We start from the raw sequence: 18,626 nt of genomic DNA on the forward strand, positions 1-18,626 counted from the left end.
CGTGCGCGGGCACAGGTCGGCACGGCGAGCGGCGTTACGCGAACTGGCGCAGGAAACGCAGGTCGTTCTCGAAGAACAGCCGCAGATCCTGGACGCCGTAGCGCAGCATCGTCAGGCGCTCGAGGCCGCTGCCGAACGCGAAACCGATGTAGCGCTCGGGGTCGAGGCCCATGTTGCGGATCACGGTCGGATGCACCTGCCCCGAACCGGAAATTTCGAGCCACTTGCCGGCGTTCTTGCCTTGCTCGAACATCATGTCGATCTCGGCCGACGGTTCCGTGAACGGGAAATACGACGGACGGAAGCGCACGAGGATGTCGTCGCGCTCGAAGAATTTTTTCAGGAAGTCGGTATAGACGCTCTTGAGGTCGGCGAAGCTGATGTTTTCGTCGATCCACAGCCCCTCGACCTGATTGAACATCGGCGAGTGGGTCGCATCGCTGTCGACGCGGTACGTGCGGCCCGGCGCGATCACCTTGATCGGCGGACGGTTCATGCGCGCATAACGCACCTGCATCGGGCTCGTGTGCGTGCGCAGCAGGAGCTGGCGGCCGTCGGCATCCTTGCCTTCGACGTAGAAGGTGTCCTGCATCGAACGCGCCGGATGGTTCTCCGGGCTGTTCAGCGACGTGAAGTTGTACCAGTCGGTCTCGATTTCGGGGCCGTCGGCCACGTCGAAACCGATCGAGCCGAAAATCTGTTCGACACGCTCCCACGTGCGCATCACCGGGTGCAGGCTGCCTGCACCGGCGCCGCGGCCCGGCAACGTCACGTCGATCGCTTCGGCGGTGAGGCGCTGATTCAGCAGCGCGTCGGCCAGTGCCTGGCGACGGGCGGTGAGCGCGGCTTCGACCTGCTGCTTCGCGACGTTGATGCGTGCGCCTTCGGTCTTGCGTGCTTCGGGATCGAGCTTGCCGAGGCCCTTGAGCAACTCGGTCAGCGCACCCGATTTGCCGAGAAATCGAGCTTTCTCGTTTTCGAGCGTGGTGATGTCGGCAGCCTGTTCGAAGGACTGCTGCGCGTCGGCGACAATCTGGTCCAGATCCATAGATCCCATCATTTCCAACGTCATTCGGTCTTGGCGAGCGAAATGGCCTCGCCAAACAAAAAAGGGGCTCGGAAGAGCCCCGTTTTCGCTGCAGCGGCCGAGACTACCGGAACCTCGCTGCAACTAACCACGCAGTGCTAATTTCGCAATTAGGCTGCAACGGCGGCTTTCACCTGCTTGACGATCGCAGCAAAAGCAGCCTTGTCGAACACCGCCATGTCGGCCAGGACCTTACGGTCGAGTTCGATCGACGCCTTCTTCAGGCCGTTGATGAACACGCTGTAGGTCATGTCGTGCTGGCGAACTGCCGCGTTGATACGCGTGATCCACAGTGCGCGGAACACACGCTTCTTGTTGCGGCGATCGCGGTACGCATACTGACCAGCGCGCATCACCGCCTGCTTGGCGATGCGGTAGACGTTATTGCGGCGGCCGCGATAACCCTTGGCCAGGTTGATGATCTTCTTGTGGCGGGCCCGTGCGGTTACCCCACGTTTGACTCGAGGCATGTTTCTCTCCTTGGAGTATCAGTTGAGGGGTTACGCGAACGGGAGCATCGCGCGGACGGAGTTCAGATCGGAATCATGAACTGCCGTTGCGCCGCGCAGATGGCGCTTGTTCTTCGTGGTTTTCTTGGTCAGGATGTGACGCTTGAAGGCTTGACCGCGCTTGACGGTACCGCCCGGACGCACCACGAAGCGCTTTGCAGCGCTCTTCTTGGTCTTCATCTTAGGCATGACGAACAACTCCAGTTTATTAGATGGCGATGGGTGTGCGGTTGGCTTGCGCCCTTGACCCGCCCTTCGAAACCCAGTCCACTTGTGTACGGCGCCCGCTTGCGCAGCCGCCGTCATCGTTGGCGCGCCGCCCTGACCGGGCAACGCGCCGAACCACTGTCGAACCTGCGCGCGACGCGCGCGGGCCCGTTACTTCTTTTTCTTCGGCGAGAGCACCATGATCATCTGGCGCCCTTCCATCTTCGGCATCTGCTCGACCTGGCCGACTTCCTCGAGATCCGTGCGCAGACGCTCGAGCATCCGCATACCGATTTCCTGGTGAGCCATTTCGCGGCCGCGGAAACGCAACGTGATCTTCGTCTTGTCGCCCTCTTCGAGGAAGCGCACGAGATTGCGGAGCTTGACGTTGTAATCCCCGTCATCGGTACCCGGGCGGAACTTGACTTCCTTGACCTGGATGACCTTCTGCTTCAGCTTCGCTTCGTGCTGCTTCTTCGATTCCTGGTACTTGAACTTGCCGTAATCCATCAGACGGCAAACCGGCGGCACCGCTTGCGGCGCGATCTCCACCAGGTCAACATCCAGTTCTTCCGATTTACGGAAAGCATCAGCGAGTTTTACGATACCGAGCGGTTCGTTCTCGATCCCGACCAGGCGCACTTCCGGCGCAGTGATTTCACCGTTGATGCGGTGCGACGACTTATCAGTAGCGATGTTACGTTTCCTCTAAAAATTAAAAAAACGAGCCGCGCTGCCAGGGCGGTTACTTGAACGAGCGCAGGTCTTCCTGCAGACGCTCAACGAAGGCTTCGACCGGCATTACGCCAAGGTCGACGCCGCCACGGGCACGCACGGCTACCGTTTGCGCATCACGCTCCTTATCGCCCACGACGAGGAGATAAGGCACCTTTTCCAGCGTGTGCTCGCGTATTTTATAGCTAATCTTCTCGTTGCGCAAATCCGCCGCCACTCTAACCCCTTGTTTTTGCAACGATTGGGCTAGAGCCTGCGCATATTCGGCCTGACTTTCGGCGATATTGAGCACAATTGCCTGATACGGCGCGAGCCAGGCGGGCATTGCACCAGCATGGTGCTCGATCAAAATGCCGAGGAAACGCTCCATCGAACCGACGATCGCGCGGTGCAGCATCACCGGCCGACGGCGGCTGTTGTCTTCCGCCACGTACTCGGCGCCGAGGCGCTCCGGCAGCACCATGTCGAGCTGCAGCGTGCCGCACTGCCACGAGCGGCCGAGCGCGTCCTTGATGTGGTACTCGATCTTCGGGCCGTAGAACGCACCCTCGCCCGGCAATTCTTCCCACGTGAGGCCGCAGGCCGTCAGCGCGTCGCGCAGACCCTGCTCGGCGCGATCCCACGTCTCGTCCGTGCCCGCACGCTGGTCGGGGCGCAGCGACAGCTTGATGTCGATGTGATCGAAACCGAAGTCCTTGTACACGCTCATGGCCAGCGTGTTGAACGCGATCGATTCCGAGATGAACTGGTCTTCCGTACAGAAAATGTGCGCGTCGTCCTGCACGAAGCCGCGCACGCGCATCAGGCCGTGCAGCGCGCCCGACGCCTCGTTGCGGTGGCACGAGCCGAATTCCGCGTAACGCAGCGGCAGGTCGCGGTACGAGCGCAAGCCGTGCTTGAACACCTGGACGTGGCCCGGGCAGTTCATCGGCTTGATCGCGTAGTCGCGCTTCTCCGACTCCGTCGTGAACATGTTCTCGCGATAGTTCTGCCAGTGGCCCGACGCTTCCCACAGCGAGCGGTCCATGATCATCGGCGTCTTGATCTCGAGATAGCCGGCGTCGTTCACGCGGCGGCGCATGTACTGCTCGACCTGCTGCCACAGCGCCCAGCCCTTCGGATGCCAGAACACCATGCCCGGCGACTCTTCCTGCATGTGGAACAGGTCGAGCTGCTTGCCGAGCTTGCGGTGGTCGCGCTTTTCCGCTTCCTCCAGCATGTGCAGGTACTGATCCTGGTCTTCCTTCTTCGTCCAGGCCGTGCCGTAGATGCGCTGCAGCTGCTCGTTCTTCGAATCGCCGCGCCAGTACGCGCCCGCGACCTTCATCAGCTTGAAGACCTTCAGCTTGCCGGTGGACGGCACGTGCGGGCCGCGGCACAGATCGGTGAAGCCGCCGTGCGAGTACAGCTTGATTTCGTCGCTCTGCGGAATCGATTCGATGATCTCGGCCTTGTACTTCTCGCCGATGCTGCGGAAGTAACCGGCCGCCTCGTCGCGCGACACGACACGGCGCGTGACCGGCTCGTCCTTCTTCGCGAGCTCCTGCATGCGCTTTTCGATCTTCTCCAGATCTTCCGGCGTAAACGGGCGGTTGTACGAGAAGTCGTAATAGAAACCGTTGTCGATCACCGGGCCGATCGTCACCTGCGCGTCCGGATACAGCTCCTTCACCGCATACGCGAGCAAGTGGGCGGTCGAGTGACGGATGATGTCGAGACCGTCGGCATCCTTGTCCGTGACGATCGCGAGCGACGCGTCGCGGTCGATCACCGTCGACGTATCCACGAGCTCGCCATCGAGCTTGCCACCAAGCGCAGCCTTCGCAAGGCCGGGACCGATCGAGGCTGCAACCTCGGCAACTGTCACCGGATGCTCGTATTGTCGAACTGAGCCGTCAGGCAAGCGTATCGAAACCATAGCATTCTCCGTGATGCCGACAGTGGGCGGCAGACCAGGTACGCGAGATCGAACTCACGCGTGAAAATTTCGCGACAAAAAAAATGCGGCCCCGCTTTCGAGGGGCCGCATTCGATACTTCACTCAACCTGAAAGGGCGAAAACGTTCCTCGACTAGCGTCGCTCCGAAGTGGTTTCGGTCAACGTTCGCGGTGTCATAACCGTATTCGCCTTGTTCGCGTTGAGTTGTGTACTGCATCGAACACCCGGAAGCCGGGCATTCTCGATTCGTTGGTAGGCTCGATTGGATTCGAACCAACGACCCCCACCATGTCAAGGTGGTGCTCTAACCAACTGAGCTACGAGCCTAGAGAAGCTAAGATTATATGAAGTGGCTACCAGCTTGGCAAGTGTTTTATGCGGCCGCAGCAAAATAACGCGGTTCCAACCCCATCAGGATTTCCGCCCTGCCCGCACGACGCCCTGCACCTCGCCGAGCAGCGTGCACGCGCGCTGCACCTGCGCCGAATTCGATACCTCGACCGTGAACTGCATGAAGGCCGCATTGCGGCGGCTCTGCGTCTTCACGCCCACGACGTTGATCTTTTCGCGCGCGAACACTTCGGAGATATCGCGCAGCAGCCCTTGCCGATCGCTCGCCTCGATCATCAGATCGACCGGATAGACGGATGCGCCGCGCCCGCCCAGCACGTCGGCCGACCAGGTCGTCTGCAGCACGCGTTCCGGCGCGCGCTCGACCATCCGGCGAAACGTCGGGCAGTCGCTGCGGTGGATCGACATCCCCTTGCCGCGCGTGACGAAACCGCTGATCGGATCGGGCGGCGCCGGACGGCAGCAGCGCGCCAGCTGCGTCAGCAGTGCGTCGACGCCGACTACCAGCACGCCGGTCGACGCGCCGTGCGCGACGCTCGCGCCGCTGCTGCGCTTCTCGAAATCGGCCGGCGCCTCGGGCGCCGGTTCCGGCGGCGGCGCATCGGACAGCGCATGCTCGACGTTGCGCAGGCTGAACTCTTCCTTGCCGACGACCGAGAACAGCTCCTCGGGCGACTTGAAGCCGAGCTTCGCGGCGAGGTTGTCCAGGCTGACCGACGTCTTGCCCTCGCGCTGCAGCGTCTTTTCGATGAGCGCGCGGCCGTGCGCGATGTTTTCTTCCTGCTCGATCGAGTTGAACCACGCACGCACCTTCTGCCGCGCGCGCGAGCTCTTCAGGTAACCCAGTTGCAGGTTCAGCCAGTCGCGCGACGGCCCGCCCTCCTTCACCGCGACGATCTCGACCGTCTGGCCGTTCGCGAGCGACGTGTTCAGCGGCACCATTACGCCGTCGACGCGCGCGCCGCGGCAGCGATGGCCGAGCTCGCTGTGCAGGTGGTACGCGAAATCAACCGGCGTCGCGCCCTGCGGCAACGCGATCACGCGCGCCTGCGGCGTCAGCACGTAGATGTGGTCGTCGTCGAGCGACGTCTCGCGCAATTGCGCCCACGCCTGATCGCCCGACACCTCGGTGCCGTCCTCGACGTCATCCTTCCATGCGAGCAACTGGCGCAGCCACGCGATCTTCTCGTCGTACTTGTCGCTCGCCGAGAACTGGCCGCCATAGCCGCGCGCGCCGGCCTCCTTGTAGCGCCAGTGCGCGGCGACGCCGTACTCGGCGAAACGATGCATCTCCTGCGTGCGGATCTGCACCTCGAACGCGCGGCCGTCGTCGCCGATCACGACCGTATGCAGCGACTTGTAGCCGTTCGGCTTCGGCCGCGAGATGTAGTCGTCGAATTCCTTCGGCACCGGCTGCCACAGGTGATGCACGATGCCGAGCACCGTGTAGCAATCCTTGATGTCGGGCACGATCACGCGGAATGCGCGCACGTCGTACAGCTCGGAGAAATCGAGCTCCTTGCCGCGCATCTTGCGCCAGATGCTGTAGATATGCTTCGGCCGGCCGCTGACGTCGGCCTGGATGTGCGCTTGCGCGAGCTCGTGCTGCAGCCGCGCGATCGCCTGCGTGACGTACGCCTCGCGCTCGATGCGCTTCTCGTCGAGCAGCTTCGCGATCCGCTTGTAGGTGACGGGATCCTCGAAGCGGAACGCGAGATCCTCGAGCTCCCACTTCAGTTGCCAGATACCGAGACGGTTCGCGAGCGGCGCATAGATCTCGAGCGTCTCGCGCGCGACGTCGGGCGGCGGATCCAGCTTCGCGGCCGCGTAGTAGCGCAGCGACTGCAACCGCGACGCGAGCCGGATCAGCACCACGCGGATGTCCTGCGCGAATGCGAGCAGCATCTTGCGCAGCGCCTCGATCTGCGTGCGCCGCTCTTCCGCCGCGTCGCGCCCGGAGTCGGGCTTCGCGTTCTGCGCGGCGCGCAGGCTGACGGTGCCGAGCCGCAACAGCTTGCGCACGTCGGCCACGAGCCGCGCGACTTCGTCGCCGAAACGCTCGGTCAGCTCGCGCTCGGGGTCGCTCAGGTGCGGCGTCAGCACGAACAGCGCGGCGGCCTGCATCGCGTGCGGATCGACGTTCAGCGTGCGCATGATCGCCGCCGTGCCCGCCGAGTGGTCGGCGAGCAGCTCGCCGGACGACAGGCGCACGTCGCCGGCCCGCTCGCGCACGAACGCGAGCACGTCGTCGAACGACGGCGCCGCGACGGGAGAGGCGGAAACGGATTCGGTCATTGCACGGCCTGCCGGAATACGGTCATCGTCGGATAACGCTCAGCTCCGCTGCGCGGCGACGACGACGATCTCGACGAGCAGCGCCGGATCCGCGAGCTTCGCCTCGACGGTCGCGCGCGGCGGCGTGTTGCCTTCCGCCACCCATGCGTCCCACTCCGCATTCATGCCTTCGAAGTTCGCGAGATCCGAGATGTAGATCTGCACCGACAGCAGATGCGCCTTGTCGCTGTTCGCTTCGGCGAGCAGGCGATCGATGTGGCCGAGCACTTCGCGCGTCTGGCCGCGGATGTCCTGCGTAGTGTCTTCGGCGATCTGGCCGGCCAGATACACGGTACCGTTGTGGATCGCGGTTTCGGAGAGACGGGCCCCGACGTGGTGACGAATGACTGCCATGAAATGTTCCGGTCGTGATGGGTAGGGAATCGGGCGGCGGCACGGCCCGCGTGCCGCCGAACCGCATATTATGACGCGTTTATGCGCCGCCTTCGACGAAAAACCGCCGCGCGAGCGCAATCTGGTCGGCGCTGACGAACGCCGGCGCGTGGCCCGCACCCGGAATCTCGACCTGCGTCACATGCCGGCCGCGACGGACCATTTCGGCCGCCGTCTCGCGCGACAGCAGGTCGGACGTCTCGCCGCGCACGACGAGCAGCGCCGCGTCCGTCGTCTCGATCGCGCGCCACAGCGCGGCCTCGCCGAGCGCGGCCAGTTCGGGCGTCGTCGCCTTGAACGGCTCGGCGATGCGCGGATCGTAGCGCATCGTCCAGCCGCCTTCGGGGAGCTCGTGCAGCAGCGGCCCGTTGATCTCGCGCCACTCGTCGGCGCTCAGCGCGCCGAACGGCAGCGACAGCGACGTCAGGTAGTCGATCCCCTCCTGCTCGGTCGCAAAGCGCGGCTGCACGCCGAGGTATTCGCCGATGCGCGTCAGCGAATCGGGCTCGATGCGCGGGCCGACGTCGTTGACGATCATCCGGCGCAGCGGCGAACCGGGCAGCCCGGCGAGCGCCATGCCGATCAGGCCGCCCATCGACGTACCGAACCAGTCGACCGATTCGACGTCGAGCCGTGCGATCAGCGTCACCATGTCGGCCACGTATTGCGGAATCGCATAGAGCCGCGGATCGGCCAGCCGGTCGGACCGGCCGCGCCCGGCGACATCGGGGCAGACGACGCGATACGTATCGGACAGCGCGGCGGCGAGCCGGTCGAAATCGCGCCCGGAGCGGGTCAGGCCGTGCACGCAGACGAGCACGCGCGGATTCGCGGGGTCGCCCCACTCGGTATAGGCGACGTGGTGAAGGCCGGCCGCGCTCGCACACTGCACACGCCGCTGGCGGGGAACCGGGGGATTCGCTGGGGTCGTTGGCATCGTTGGCATCCTGTCGAACGGGGGGCGACGCGCGGGGCAACGCTTGCGACGCCCGATGCAAACGATTGTAAACCGCTTCGGAATGACGAGGCGTCAGGCGCAGGCGATCCTGTATCTGGCGGCCACGCCTTATGCAACCGGTTCGACGGTCCTGATCGACGGCGGCGGCGCGATTGCGTGATGCACGCGCGTGACGACAAAACGCCCCGCGCTCCGTCAGGAACGCGGGGCGTCGAAAATGACGCACCAGGGTAGTGCTCAGGCCACGGCGCTGACGTCGAGCGGCGCGCCCGTCTTCGCCTGGATCTCGTCGGCGCTCACGCCATCGGCGAGCTCGAGCACCTTCAACCCGGCCGGCGTCACTTCGATCACGCCCAGATCGGTGATGATCAGGTCGACCACGCCGACACCCGTGAGCGGCAGGTTGCATTCGTCGAGGATCTTGTGCTGATCGCCCTTCGCGACATGCTCCATCAGCACGACGACACGCCCCACGCCCGCGACGAGGTCCATCGCGCCGCCCATCCCCTTGATCATCTTGCCGGGGATCATCCAGTTCGCGAGATCGCCCTGCTTGCTGACCTGCATCGCGCCGAGGATCGCCAGGTTGATGTGGCCGCCGCGAATCATCGCGAACGAATCGGCCGACGAGAAGATCGACGAACCGGGCAGCGTCGTGACGGTCTGCTTGCCGGCGTTGATCAGATCGGCGTCGACTTCGTCTTCGGTCGGCGACGGGCCGATGCCGAGCAGGCCGTTCTCCGACTGCAGCCACACCTCCACGCCTTCCGGCACGTGGTTCGCGACGAGCGTCGGCAGGCCGATGCCGAGGTTCACGTAGAAGCCGTCCTGCAGTTCCTTCGCCGCGCGCGCGGCCATCTGGTCACGATTCCAGGCCATGTCAGTCTCCTTTCGCGCGTACGACGCGTTGTTCGATGCGTTTTTCCGGCGTCGCGTTCAGCACGATGCGCTGCACGAAGATTCCCGGCGTATGAACCTGGTCCGGATCGAGCGTGCCGTTCTCGACGATCTCCTCGACCTCCGCCACGGTGATCTTGCCGGCCATCGCGCACATCGGATTGAAGTTGCGCGCGGTGCGGCGATAGATCAGGTTGCCGGATTTGTCGGCCTTCCACGCCTTGACGAGCGCGACGTCCGCCGTCAGCGACGGCTCGAGCACGTAGTGGCGATCGCCGAACTGGCGCGTTTCCTTGCCTTCCGCGATCACGGTGCCGTAGCCGGTATTCGTGAAGAACGCGGGGATGCCCGCGCCGCCCGCGCGCAGCTTTTCGGCGAGCGTGCCCTGCGGCGTGAATTCGAGCTCGAGTTCGCCGGCCAGGTACTGGCGCTCGAACTCCTTGTTCTCGCCGACGTACGACGAGATCATCTTCTTGATCTGGCGCGTTTCCAGCAGCAGGCCGAGGCCGAAACCGTCGACGCCCGCGTTGTTGCTGATGCAGGTGATGCCCTTGACGGCCGAATCGCGCAACGCCGCGATCAGCGCCTCGGGAATGCCGCACAGGCCGAAGCCGCCCACCGCGAAGGTCTGTCCGTCGCGGACGATCCCCTCCAGCGCGGCAGCCGCGCTTGGATAGACTTTGTTCATCTGTTGTCCCTTCCTCTATGGAAACCAGCAAAACCGGTTCACGCGCCACGTGGCGCAAGCCCGCCGCACCATTCTATGCATGCGCGGCGATGCCTGCGTCGAGGCACGCTTTTTTATGTCGCGACGAACGCCGCGAGATGCCTGAAAGGGTACGATGCGGCACGGATGCGGCACAATACGCAAAAATACATAAGCATTTCCCTCCGCCTCCTGCGCCATGCCCGCTCTCGATTACCAGACCGCCTTCCACCTCGCGCCGCTCGGCCTCGTGCTGTCGCGCGACCGCGTGATCGAGGACTGCAACGACGCGCTCGCGTCGATCTTCCGCTGCGCGCGGGCCGACCTGACCGGAAAATCGTACGAGGTGCTCTACCCGTCGACGGACGAATTCCAGCGGATCGGCGAGCGCATCGCCCGCGTGATGGTCGCGAACGGCGTCTACTCGGACGACAGAATCATGAAGCGCGCGGACGGCGAACTGTTCTGGTGCCACGTGACGGGCCGCGCGCTCGACCGCACCGCGCCGCTCGCGGCCGGCGTCTGGACCTTCGAGGACTTGAGCGCGACGCGCCGCGTCGCGGTCGAGCTGACCCCGCGCGAGCGCGAGATCGCCGCCCAGCTCGCGACCGGCAAGACCAGCAAGCAGATCGGGCGCGTGCTCGACATCAGCTCGCGCACGGTCGACATCTACCGCGCCCGGCTGATGCGCAAATACGGGACGAACAATACGCCGGAGCTGCTGCAGCGCCTGCTCGGGCAGTGACCGCGCAGGGGATGCAGGCGCTCAAATGACGATCGGCCGCACACGGCGGCCGATTGACGGAAACGACGGGCTCGGCGCGCCACCGGCGACCCGGTATGCGCGGACTGCCGGTATGCGCCTCAGCCGATTTTCGTCGCCAGCGCGTGCTCGATCGTGTCGCGCAGCAGGGGCGGCAGCGGCACCGACTTGCCGAGCGCGTAGTCGACCCACACGCAGCGCGCGTTGCCGCGTGCATAGAGATGCTGCGGATCGTCCGCGCGCGTGAGCTCGAACCCGGTGTCGAAGCTGCTTCGGCCCGGCTTCGCAGCCGACATCCTGGCGATCACGTCGCCCGGATAGTGCAGTTGCTTGAGGAATTCCATCGACGCGGTGACGATGACGGGCCCCTGCCCCTCGCCGTTGCCGCCGGCAATGCCGAGCTGCTCGAACCACGAGATCCGCGCCTGCTCCATGTAGCGGAAATAGACCGTGTTGTTCACATGGCCGAACGCGTCCATGTCGCCCCAGCGGATCGGCATCGACATCTCAAAAACGGGGGAGTAATCGCTAGTAGCGCTCATTGCAGTCTTCTTTGTTGCTGAATGTCATCCGCTCACGCGAGGCCGAAGCCGTCGTCGGCGGAGATGATCGAGCCATTGATGAACTGCGACTCGTCGGCCGCGAGCAGCAACAACAACCCGTCGAGATCCTGCGGCTTGCCGACGCGCCGGCGCGGCAGCATCGACTGCAGCTTCTGGCCCTGCTCGGTTTCCCACAGGTAATGATTGATTTCGGTGTCGATGTAGCCCGGGCAGATCGCGTTCACGTTGATCCCGTGGCGGCCCCACTCCAGCGCCATCGCGCGCGTCATCTGCACGACCGCGGCCTTGCTCATCGCGTACAGCCCGATCTGCGGGAACACGCGCAGCCCGGCCACCGACGCGATGTTGATGATCCGGCACGGCGGCTTGCCGTTGCCGCCGCCGTTCGCGCGCATGATCATCCGCTTCGCGACTTCCTGCGCGACGAAAAATGCGCCGCGCGTGTTGGTGTCGAACACGAATTCGAAATCCGCCGGCGTGACGTCGACCAGCTTCTGCATCGTCGACACGCCCGAATTGTTCACGAGGATGTCGATCGTGCCGGCTTCCGTCTCCGCATGCGCGACGGCCGCCTTGATGCTCTGGACGTCGGTCACGTCCAGCGACACGACGTGCGCGGCGCCGCCCGCCGCCTCGATCTCCGCGCGCAGCTCCTTCAGGCGCTCGACGCGGCGGCTCGCGAGCACGACCTTCGCGCCCGCCTGCGACAGCACCTGCGCAAAACGCTGCCCGAGGCCGCTCGACGCGCCCGTCACCAGCGCAACCTTGCCTTCCAGATTGATCGATCGACCCATTTGCACATCCCCTTTCGATATCGTTGCGCCAGCCCGAACGGCACAGCCCGGGCGGCATTACCCTAGCACAAAAAATAGAACGATCGTGCTAATCTACCCGCATGTTGTTGCGGCAAGCGTTTCGTTTCGCAGACAATACGCTCCCGAATAAAAGCATTCTAACGGTTAGAGGAACGCCAATGACCCCCGCAAGCCTCATCGAGCAATACGGCCCGCGCGAATCGATGGAATACGACGTCGTGATCGTCGGCGGCGGCCCGGCCGGGCTGTCTGCCGCGATCCGGCTCAAGCAGCTGGCCGCCGAGAAAGGCACCGAGATCGGCGTGTGCGTGCTGGAGAAGGGTTCCGAGATCGGCGCGCACATCCTGTCGGGCGCGGTGATGGACCCGCGCGCGATCACCGAGCTGTTTCCCGACTGGAAGGAACGCGGTGCGCCGCTCGATGTCGAGGTGAGCGAAGACCGCTTCCTGTTCCTGTCCGAGAAGAGCGCGGTGACCACGCCGAACTGGGCGCTGCCGGAGAACTTCAAGAATCACGGCAACTACGTGATCTCGCTGGGCAACGTCACGCGCTGGCTCGGCCAGCAGGCCGAGGCGCTCGGTGTGGAGATCTTCCCGGGCTTCCCGGCCGCGGAGATCCTCTACAACGACGACGGTTCGGTCAAAGGCGTCGCGACCGGCAACATGGGCGTGGGCAAGGACGGCGAGCCGACCGAGAACTTCCAGCTCGGCATGGAGCTGCACGCAAAGTACACGCTGTTCGCCGAAGGCTGCCGCGGCCATCTGGGCCGTCAACTGATTTCGAAGTTCAAGCTCGACGCGAACGCCGATCCGCAGGCGTACGGGATCGGCATCAAGGAACTGTGGGAAATCGATCCCGCGAAGCACAAGCCGGGCCTCGTGATCCATACGGCCGGCTGGCCGCTGAAGTCGGACACGTACGGCGGCTCGTTCCTGTATCACATGGACAACAACCAGGTCGTGGTCGGCTTCGTGGTCGGCCTCGGCTACACGAACCCGTACCTGTCGCCGTTCGAGGAATTCCAGCGCTACAAGACGCATCCGTCGATCCGCGCGTTCCTCGAAGGCGGCAAGCGCGTGTCGTACGGCGCGCGGGCGATCACGGCCGGCGGCCTGCTGTCGCTGCCGAAGACGGTGTTCCCGGGCGGCGCGCTGATCGGCGACGACGCGGGCTTCCTGAACGCATCGCGGATCAAGGGCAGCCACGCGGCGATCAAGACCGGCATGCTGGCGGCCGACGCCGCATTCGACGCGGTGCAGGCCGGCCGTCAGTCGGACGAACTGAACGCCTATCCGGACGCGTTCAAGCAATCGTGGCTGTACACGGAGCTGTACCGCGCGCGCAACTTCAAGCAGTGGATGGCCAAGGGCCTGTACCTGGGCACGCTGATGGTGGGGATCGAGCAGAAGGTGATGGGCGGCAACGTGCCGTGGACGCTGCATCATCAGCACGCGGATCACGAGATGCTGAAGCCGGCGTCGCAGTGCGAGCCGATCGAGTATCCGAAGCCGGACGGCAAGCTGACGTTCGACCGGCTGTCGTCGGTGTTCATCTCGAACACGAACCACGAGGAAAACCAGCCGGCGCACCTGACGTTGAAGGACGCGAGCGTGCCGGTGAACGTGAACCTGCGTACGTACGCAGGCCCGGAGGCGCGCTTCTGCCCGGCGGCCGTGTACGAGTTCGTGAAGAACGACGACGGCGGCGAGCGCCTGGTGATCAACGCGCAGAACTGCGTGCACTGCAAGACCTGCGACATCAAGGACCCGACGCAGAACATCGTGTGGGTCACGCCCGAAGGCGGCGGCGGGCCGAATTACCCGAACATGTAAGCTGCCGGAACGCGCCGCCACGAGCGGCGCGTTTTGCGTCGGTCACTGCGAACCGCCATAAACGAAACGGGGCGCTGCATCACGCAGCGCCCCGCTTGCATTCATCGTTCGACGGCCAAGGCGACACGCTGCGCCACGGCCGCTTCGATCAGGTCGCGCTGCCGGCGATCTTCGGCGTGGCCGTCTCGACGTCGCCGCACTGCGCGCGATGGCGCAGCGCATGGTCGATCAGCACCAGCGCGAGCATCGATTCGGCGATCGGCGTCGCGCGAATGCCGACGCACGGATCGTGGCGGCCGAAGGTTTCGACCGTCGCCTCGTCGCCGGACTTCGTGATCGAGCGGCGCGGCGTGCGGATGCTCGACGTCGGCTTGATCGCGATCGACACGGTGATGTCCTGCCCCGTCGAAATCCCGCCGAGCACGCCGCCCGCGTGGTTGCCGATGAAGCCGGCCGGCGTCAGTTCGTCGCCGTGCACCGAGCCGCGCTGCGCGACGCTGTCGAAGCCCGCGCCGATCTCGACGCCCTTCACCGCGTTAATGCTCATCATCGCCTTCGCGATATCGGCGTCGAGCCGGTCGAACACCGGTTCGCCCCAGCCGACCGGCACGCCCGACGCGACGACGTCGATGCGCGCGCCGATCGAATCGCCGTCCTTGCGCAGCGCGTCCATGTACGCCTCGAGCTCCGGCACGACCGCCGCGTTCGGCGAGAAGAACGGGTTCTCGTGCACGTACGACCAGTCGACGAACGGCACGTCGATTTCGCCGAGACCGCTCATATAGCCGCGCACCTCGACCCCGAAGCGCTCGCGCAGCCACTTCTTCGCGACCGCGCCCGCGCCGACGATCGGCGCGGTCAGGCGTGCGGACGAGCGGCCGCCGCCGCGGTAGTCGCGGATGCCGTATTTCTGCCAGTAGGTGTAGTCGGCGTGGCCGGGACGGAACGTCTCGACGATGTTGCCGTAGTCCTTGCTGCGCTGGTCGGTGTTGCGGATCAGCAGCGCGATCGGCGTGCCGGTCGTCACGCCTTCGAACACGCCCGACAGGATCTCGACCTCGTCGGCCTCCTGCCGCTGCGTCACATGCCGCGACGTGCCGGGCTTGCGGCGATCGAGCTCGATCTGGATGTCGGCTTCGGTCAGCCCCATCCCCGGCGGGCAGCCGTCGATCACGCAGCCGATCGCGGGACCGTGCGATTCGCCGAAGGTCGTGACAGTGAAAAGCGTGCCGAGGGTATTGCCGGACATGATGGAACCGCCCAAAGAGAAATGGGCAAACCGATGCGCTGCCGGGGCCGCAGGCAGGCCGATCGTTTGCCGGTCGAGAAAAAGAGGTAAACCGCTATTATGCCAGCCGTCCCGGGCCCGCGGGCCGCGTGAACCGTTCAGACCACACGGGCCGGCCGCGGATAAGGGCAGAGGCGAGGCCGGTACGGCGATCGCAGGCCGTCGGCGCTGCGCTCGGGACCGCCGAACCGGGGCCGCCATCCCGGCCCGGTGCGCGGATCGATCATCCCGCGCCGGACCGGCGACCGCCTACTTCCGCGCGCCGCGCAGCTCGGTCACCGCCGCCTGCAGCGCCTCGGGCGTCGCCACCGACGCCGGGATCGGCTCGCCGACCGCCAGCGTCAGCCGGCTCATCACGCCGCGCTTGATGGGACGCGGCATCCGCGCATCGGAATGCCGCGAAAAATAGCTGCCCCACAGCCCGCGCAGCGCCATCGGAATCACCGGCGCCGGCGTGCGGCTCAGGATCTCGGTGATGCCGTGGTGGAACGTGTTGATGTCGCCCGTCTTCGTCAGCTTGCCTTCGGGGAAAATGCACACGAGTTCGCCGTCCTTCAGCGCGGCCTCGCACAGGTCGTACGCACGCGCGAGCATCGCGGGATCCTCGTGGCGCGGCGCGATCGGAATCGCCTTCGCATGCCGGAATACCCAGCTCGCGAAACGCGTCTTGAAGATCCGGTGATCCATCACGAAGCGGATCGGACGCGGGCTCGCGGCGGCCAGCACGAGCGCATCGACGTAGCTGACGTGATTGCACACGAGCACCGCCGCGCCGTCCGCCGGAATCCGCTCCGCGTGCACGAGGCGGATCCGGTAGAACGTATGCACGAGCACCCACGCGACGAAGCGCAACAGGAACTCGGGCACGAGCAGGTAGATATACGTCGCGACGACCACGTTCAGCAGCGCGGTGACGAGAAACAGCCCCGGGATGTCGACGCCCGCCTTGGTCAAGCCCATCGCCATCACGGCCGACAGGATCATGAACAGCGCGTTCAGGATGTTGTTCGCGGCGATGATCCGTGCGCGGTGCGTCGGCGCGCTGCGGCTCTGGATCAGCGCATACAGCGGCACGCTGTAGAAGCCGCCGAACATCGCGAGCAGGAACAGGTCGGCCAGGATGCGCCAGTGGCGCGCACCGGCGAGGAACTCGCCGACCGACAGCAGATGGCCGGGCGACGGCAGCGCGTGGCTCGCGAAATACAGCTCGATCGCGAACACGCTGATACCGATCGAGCCGAGCGGCACGAGGCCGATCTCGACACGCCGCTGCGACAGCCGCTCGCACAGCAGCGAACCGAGGCCGATGCCGACCGAGAACGTCGCGAGCAGGACCGTGACGACGTCGGGGCTCGCGGACAGCACGTCCTTCGCGAAATTGAAGAACGACGTGAGGAACGTCGCGCCGACGAACCACAGCCACGAGATGCCGAGCAGGCTCAGGAACACCGTGCGGTTCTGCCGCGCGAGCCCGAGGTTGCGCCAGGTCTCGCTGACCGGGTTCCAGTTGATCACGAGATCGGGCTGCGGCGCGGGCGTCGGCGGCACGCGCTGCGCGACGAGCCGCCCGGCCAGCGCGATCACGACGACGCTCACCGCGAGCACGCGCTCGCCGCTGCCTTCGATGCCGGCGGCCGCGCCGCCGATGATCGTGCCGATCAGGATCGCGATGAACGTGCCCATCTCGACGAGACCGTTGCCGCCGACCAGCTCATGTTCGCCGAGATGCTGCGGCAGGTACGAATACTTGACGGGCCCGAACAGCGTCGAGTGCATCCCCATCATGAACGTGCACAGATACAGCAGCGTCGCGCTGTGCGTGACGAAGCCGGCCGCGCCGACCAGCATCAGCGCGATCTCGAACGTTTTCACGAAGCGCGTGAGGGTCGCCTTGTCGTATTTGTCGGCGATCTGGCCGGAGGTGGCCGAGAACAGCACGAACGGCAAGATGAAGATCGCGGAAATCAGGAACGCGGCCGTCTTCGCATCGACGCCGGAGAAGCGTGCGGTGTGATACGTGACGAGCGACGTGAAGCCGATCTTGAAGACGTTGTCGTTCAGCGCGCCGAGGAACTGGGTCGTGAAGAACGGCGCGAAACGACGCTGGCGCAGCAGGTCGAACTGGGATGCGTGCTCGCGGCGTTCGCCGCGCGAGCCGGAGGAGACTTGCGTGTGATCGCTCATTCGGAATACGCGCGCATCGTCTGGGCGATGCTGCGCGGGCCTCGTGTTGTCGTTGAAAAAACGGCGGCGCAGGACAAGCCTGCGCCGCCGCGTGCCGGATGGCGGCGCCCATGCATCGACGTGCCGGGCGCGGCGCGATTCACGGCTTGTGCGCTTCGGCTTCCGATTCCGGCCAGTCGCGGATGTACGCCTTCAGCATCCGGTTCTCGAAGCTCTGCGCCTCGACGACCGTCTTCGCGACGTCGTAGAACGAAATGACGCCCATCAGCACCTTCTTGTCGAGCACCGGCATGTAGCGTGCGTGACGCTCGAGCATCATCCGGCGCACTTCGTTGACGTCCGTTTCCGGCGTGCACGTGAGCGGCTCGTCCATCACCTTGCGCACCTGCACGTCGCCGATCGCGCCGCCGTTCACGTGCAGGCGCAGGATGATCTCGCGAAACGTCAGCATCCCGACGAGATCGCCATACTCCATCACGACGAGCGAACCGATGTCATGCTCGGCCATCGTATCGACCGCTTCGCGCAGCGGCTTATCGGGCGTCACCGTAAACAGCGTGTTGCCCTTCACTTTCAGAATATCGCTGACGCGCATCGTAGTCCCCTCATGCTTGAATGCAAAATCTCTTTCGATCCTATCGGAAAGCCTGTCAAAAGGAAAGCACGGGCCGGCGCAGCCCCGCTTGCGGACGCGGGCCGCCGGCCGCACAATGGCCCCATGAACAGCGGCCCGAGGAGACGGCCATGGCGCATACGCATACGGAGCAATTCGCCAGCTTCGCTGACTTCTACCCGTATTACCTGAACGAGCACCAGAACCTCACGTCGCGGCGGCTGCACTTCATCGGCTCGCTCGGCGTGATCGGCTGCGTGGCGATGGCGGTCGCGACCGGCCACTGGCTGTGGCTGCCGGCGGCGATCGTCTGCGGTTACGGGTTCGCGTGGGTCGGCCACTTCTTCTTCGAGAAGAATCGTCCGGCCACGTTCCGGCACCCGATCTACAGCCTGATGGGCGACTGGGTGATGTTCAAGGACATCTGCACCGGCAAGATCCCGCTGTAGCCG

At 65.0% G+C, this 18,626-nt stretch carries 18 protein-coding genes, 1 tRNA gene and 1 pseudogene; 4 read left to right on the top strand and 16 right to left on the bottom strand.

The genetic code is table 11. From position 1 onward, the window contains the following. Positions 1-34 precede the first annotated feature (34 nt). The 9 genes from pheS to HWX14_RS03990 form a co-directional block, all read right to left on the bottom strand. A complete protein-coding gene (pheS, locus tag HWX14_RS03950; protein ID WP_175882344.1) occupies positions 35-1,048 on the bottom strand; it encodes a phenylalanine--tRNA ligase subunit alpha in 1,014 nt (337 codons plus the stop codon). Positions 1,049-1,197: 149 nt separating this feature from the next. Then, complete coding sequence (rplT, locus tag HWX14_RS03955; RefSeq protein ID WP_004192938.1) at positions 1,198-1,557, bottom strand: 50S ribosomal protein L20; 360 nt, start codon at positions 1,555-1,557, stop codon at positions 1,198-1,200. 30 nt (positions 1,558-1,587) lie between these two features. Beyond that, positions 1,588-1,785, bottom strand: a complete 198-nt coding sequence (gene rpmI / locus HWX14_RS03960) for a 50S ribosomal protein L35 (protein ID WP_004191477.1) — start codon at positions 1,783-1,785, stop codon at positions 1,588-1,590. A gap of 189 nt (positions 1,786-1,974) precedes the next feature. Next, complete coding sequence (gene infC, locus HWX14_RS03965; protein ID WP_071734130.1) at positions 1,975-2,499, bottom strand: translation initiation factor IF-3; 525 nt, start codon at positions 2,497-2,499, stop codon at positions 1,975-1,977. Positions 2,500-2,548: 49 nt separating this feature from the next. Further along, positions 2,549-4,456: a threonine--tRNA ligase gene (gene thrS, locus HWX14_RS03970; protein WP_175881625.1), complete on the bottom strand. Its 1,908-nt coding sequence runs from the start codon at positions 4,454-4,456 to the stop codon at positions 2,549-2,551. Between the two features lie 271 nt (positions 4,457-4,727). Continuing rightward, positions 4,728-4,804 (bottom strand) — tRNA-Val (locus HWX14_RS03975). Between the two features lie 84 nt (positions 4,805-4,888). Further along, positions 4,889-7,123: a bifunctional (p)ppGpp synthetase/guanosine-3',5'-bis(diphosphate) 3'-pyrophosphohydrolase gene (locus tag HWX14_RS03980; protein ID WP_175881626.1), complete on the bottom strand. Its 2,235-nt coding sequence runs from the start codon at positions 7,121-7,123 to the stop codon at positions 4,889-4,891. Positions 7,124-7,162: 39 nt separating this feature from the next. Then, positions 7,163-7,516 (bottom strand): RidA family protein, encoded by a 354-nt coding sequence (locus tag HWX14_RS03985; RefSeq protein WP_069621352.1) that lies wholly within the window; start codon positions 7,514-7,516, stop codon positions 7,163-7,165. A 79-nt stretch (positions 7,517-7,595) separates the two neighbouring features. Beyond that, positions 7,596-8,492 (bottom strand): alpha/beta hydrolase, encoded by an 897-nt coding sequence (locus HWX14_RS03990; protein ID WP_175881627.1) that lies wholly within the window; start codon positions 8,490-8,492, stop codon positions 7,596-7,598. Between the two features lie 97 nt (positions 8,493-8,589). Between HWX14_RS03990 and HWX14_RS03995 the strand changes: the two are divergent. Further along, positions 8,590-8,673: pseudogene (locus tag HWX14_RS03995) on the top strand (short chain dehydrogenase); the annotation flags it as partial. A 77-nt stretch (positions 8,674-8,750) separates the two neighbouring features. Here HWX14_RS03995 and HWX14_RS04000 read toward each other — a convergent pair. Further along, positions 8,751-9,392, bottom strand: a complete 642-nt coding sequence (locus HWX14_RS04000) for a CoA transferase subunit B (RefSeq protein WP_023477364.1) — start codon at positions 9,390-9,392, stop codon at positions 8,751-8,753. A gap of 1 nt (position 9,393) precedes the next feature. Then, positions 9,394-10,098, bottom strand: a complete 705-nt coding sequence (locus HWX14_RS04005) for a CoA transferase subunit A (RefSeq protein ID WP_012363722.1) — start codon at positions 10,096-10,098, stop codon at positions 9,394-9,396. A 217-nt stretch (positions 10,099-10,315) separates the two neighbouring features. Between HWX14_RS04005 and HWX14_RS04010 the strand changes: the two genes are divergently transcribed. Continuing rightward, positions 10,316-10,861, top strand: a complete 546-nt coding sequence (locus HWX14_RS04010) for a LuxR C-terminal-related transcriptional regulator (protein ID WP_175881628.1) — start codon at positions 10,316-10,318, stop codon at positions 10,859-10,861. Between the two features lie 119 nt (positions 10,862-10,980). On the opposite strand, the gene HWX14_RS04015 is transcribed toward HWX14_RS04010, so the two are convergent. Both HWX14_RS04015 and HWX14_RS04020 read right to left on the bottom strand, forming a co-directional pair. Next, positions 10,981-11,421 carry a thioesterase family protein gene (locus tag HWX14_RS04015; RefSeq protein ID WP_175881629.1) on the bottom strand — a complete coding sequence of 147 codons (441 nt, stop codon included), beginning with the start codon at positions 11,419-11,421 and terminating at the stop codon, positions 10,981-10,983. 32 nt (positions 11,422-11,453) lie between these two features. Then, entirely contained in the window at positions 11,454-12,236 is a 783-nt protein-coding gene (locus tag HWX14_RS04020) for an SDR family oxidoreductase (RefSeq protein ID WP_011545236.1), read from the bottom strand. Positions 12,237-12,415: 179 nt separating this feature from the next. Here HWX14_RS04020 and HWX14_RS04025 point away from each other — a divergent pair, with 179 nt between their 5' ends. Next, positions 12,416-14,089 (top strand): electron transfer flavoprotein-ubiquinone oxidoreductase, encoded by a 1,674-nt coding sequence (locus HWX14_RS04025; RefSeq protein ID WP_175881630.1) that lies wholly within the window; start codon positions 12,416-12,418, stop codon positions 14,087-14,089. A 148-nt stretch (positions 14,090-14,237) separates the two neighbouring features. On the opposite strand, the gene aroC is transcribed toward HWX14_RS04025, so the two are convergent. The 3 genes from aroC to HWX14_RS04040 form a co-directional block, all read right to left on the bottom strand. Beyond that, a complete protein-coding gene (gene aroC / locus HWX14_RS04030; protein ID WP_175881631.1) occupies positions 14,238-15,338 on the bottom strand; it encodes a chorismate synthase in 1,101 nt (366 codons plus the stop codon). 288 nt (positions 15,339-15,626) lie between these two features. Beyond that, entirely contained in the window at positions 15,627-17,561 is a 1,935-nt protein-coding gene (locus HWX14_RS04035; protein ID WP_175881632.1) for an MFS transporter, read from the bottom strand. 139 nt (positions 17,562-17,700) lie between these two features. Then, on the bottom strand, positions 17,701-18,156 hold the full coding sequence (locus HWX14_RS04040) for a CBS domain-containing protein (RefSeq protein WP_006488504.1): 456 nt from the start codon (positions 18,154-18,156) through the stop codon (positions 17,701-17,703). Positions 18,157-18,305: 149 nt separating this feature from the next. Between HWX14_RS04040 and HWX14_RS04045 the strand changes: the two genes are divergently transcribed. Further along, the gene (locus tag HWX14_RS04045) at positions 18,306-18,623 is read left to right on the top strand and encodes an Mpo1-like protein (RefSeq protein WP_124557258.1); all 318 of its coding nucleotides are present in this window, start codon (positions 18,306-18,308) and stop codon (positions 18,621-18,623) included. Positions 18,624-18,626 lie beyond the last annotated feature (3 nt).

This window comes from Burkholderia sp. BCC0044, from assembly GCF_902832955.1.
GTDB lineage: Bacteria > Pseudomonadota > Gammaproteobacteria > Burkholderiales > Burkholderiaceae > Burkholderia.